The 2,170-nt window shown below is 65.5% G+C and carries 1 protein-coding gene, 3 tRNA genes and 1 pseudogene; 1 reads left to right on the forward strand and 4 read right to left on the reverse strand.

The window, feature by feature from the left end; translation table 11 throughout:
• The coding region (locus MA07_RS01555) for a methyl-accepting chemotaxis protein (RefSeq protein ID WP_244445118.1) at positions 1-879 on the forward strand (879 nt) is incomplete at its 5' end.
• 492 nt (positions 880-1,371) lie between these two features.
• Here MA07_RS01555 and MA07_RS01560 read toward each other — a convergent pair.
• The 4 genes and pseudogenes from MA07_RS01560 to MA07_RS01575 all read right to left on the reverse strand — a co-directional run.
• Positions 1,372-1,446, reverse strand: a tRNA-Gly gene (locus MA07_RS01560).
• 29 nt (positions 1,447-1,475) lie between these two features.
• Positions 1,476-1,551, reverse strand: a tRNA-Ala gene (locus MA07_RS01565).
• Positions 1,552-1,600: 49 nt separating this feature from the next.
• Positions 1,601-1,676, reverse strand: a tRNA-Thr gene (locus MA07_RS01570).
• Between the two features lie 82 nt (positions 1,677-1,758).
• Positions 1,759-2,170 (reverse strand): annotated as a pseudogene (locus tag MA07_RS01575) (heme biosynthesis protein HemY); the annotation flags it as partial.

A 2,170-nucleotide genomic window follows, 5' to 3' on the forward strand; every position in this document is an offset into this window, starting at 1 on the left:
CAGGACGCCGAGAACCAGGCCAAGATGCGCCGCGCCGAGATGCTCGACCAGATCACCAAGCGCTTCGAGAGCAACGTGTCGGCCCTCACCCAGGGCCTGTCCTCCGCCGCCACCGAGATGGAGGCCACGGCCCAGACCATGACGGCAGTGGCCAGCCAGACCACCCAGCAGTCCGTCACCGTCTCGTCGGCCGCCCAGCAGACCTCGGCCAACGTGCAGACCGTGGCGGCCGCCACAGAAGAGCTGTCCATCTCCATCCGGGAGATCGCCTCCCAGGTGGCGCAGTCGTCGCAGATCGCCGACCGGGCCGTCCAGGGGGCGCGCCGCCCGGATGCGGCCGTGCAGGACCTCGCCTCCACGGCCCGCCGCATCGGCGACGTGGTGCAGCTGATCAACACCATCGCGGGCCAGACCAACCTCTTGGCGCTGAACGCCACCATCGAGGCGGCCCGCGCCGGTGAAGCTGGGAAAGGCTTTGCCGTGGTGGCCACCGAAGTGAAGGAGCTGGCGTCGCAGACGGCCAAGGCCACGGAGGAGATCTCGGCCCAGATCGGCTCGGTGCAGCAGGCGACGCAGCAGACGGTGTCGGCCATTCAGGAGATCGCCCGCACGATCACCGAGATGAGCCAGATCTCCACCTCGATTGCCGCCGCCATGGAGGAGCAGGGGGCGGCCACGGCCGAGATCGCCCGCAACGTGCAGGAGGCGGCGCGCGGCACGGAAGCCGTGACCGGCAGCATCAACGACGTGCAGCAGGGGGCCGGCGAGACCACCTCGGCGGCCAGCCAGGTGCTGGGCGCCGCCCAGGAGCTGTCGCGCCACTCCAACGACCTCTCCCGAGAAGTCCAGGACTTCCTCCAAGGCGTCAAAGCCGCTTAAAGCACCTGCATCCTCATGAAGAGCAGAAAGACCCGGCAACGATTAGCCGGGTCTTTTTCTTTGCCGCCACGCTGAAACAAGCGTCCGTTGAGTGCTTTTACTAATCATGATGGGTCGTGATCCAAACCTGGAAGTACCCGTCACGAAAAATGGATCGGCATGACGTTCTGAGTGGGTTCTTCACGGACGCTGATCCCGCAGCCTGATGAGCCGGGCACCCGCCCCGGCCTGAATGGATGGAGGTTCGCATAGCAATCTCGAATGGGCTGACCGCCCCCTCCACGCTGTGAAGTTGAGCGTCGGAGGCAGCCTTCAGCTCGATAATCTGGAAACATGGCCGGTTTGAACCGGATGAACGTCAATGACGCGTGACCTCGAGTCACCGCGGGCCCATCTCCCTTCGTGGAATGGGCCCGTTTGCTTGAGTTGGCGCTGAAAACACGAAAGGCGCCCGAAGGCGCCTTGTCGATGGATTTCCTCGTTAGAAGGAAATGGAGCGGGCGAAGGGATTCGAACCCTCGACCCCAACCTTGGCAAGGTTGTGCTCTACCCCTGAGCTACACCCGCACGCTCCGTCTTTCGTCTCTCCAGCAGGATGGTGGAGCCAGGCGGGATCGAACCGCCGACCTCTTGCATGCCATGCAAGCGCTCTCCCAGCTGAGCTATGGCCCCCTGCCATTCCTTCCCCATCTTCAGCGAGGTTAAGCGCCAAGGATGGGAATGGTGCCGCAAGAGGGATTCGAACCCCCGACCCCCTCATTACGAATGAGGTGCTCTACCAGCTGAGCTATTGCGGCATCGCAAATCTTGCGATCCGAGAGGCCGCCCTCTTACCCCCTCCCCCGCCGCTTGGCAAGGGCAGGCAAGGCGGGAAAGGCCCTACCAGACCGAAAAAACGCTGCGGCGCGCGGCCGCCTCCTGCTTCGGCTTCGGCACATCCGGAGGCGTAGCCGGGAAGACCACAGGCCCGGGTGGCGGCAGGGGCGCTTCCTCCTTCACAGGCTCCGCGGCACTCAGGGCAGCCTTGATCTCGTCCTTCAGGACATCGTCTCGCGGCTCTGGAAGCGGCTCGCCCGGGGCGGCAGGTTCCGGAACAGGCGCCGGCTCAGGAGCCGACACGGCTTCGGGCAAAGGGGCGGCCACAGGCGGCAACGGCTTCGGCTCGTCGTCGAGGTCCGCCGTCACGTCGTCGTGCAGGGTGAGTTCGGGGGCGACGAGCACATCCGGCGGCGCCTGCCAGACGAAGGCGTCGAGGCGGCCGGTGACGGGCGAGATCGGCAGCCAGTGATCG

The organism is Microvirga sp. BSC39 (assembly GCF_000739015.1).
Taxonomy (GTDB): domain Bacteria; phylum Pseudomonadota; class Alphaproteobacteria; order Rhizobiales; family Beijerinckiaceae; genus Microvirga.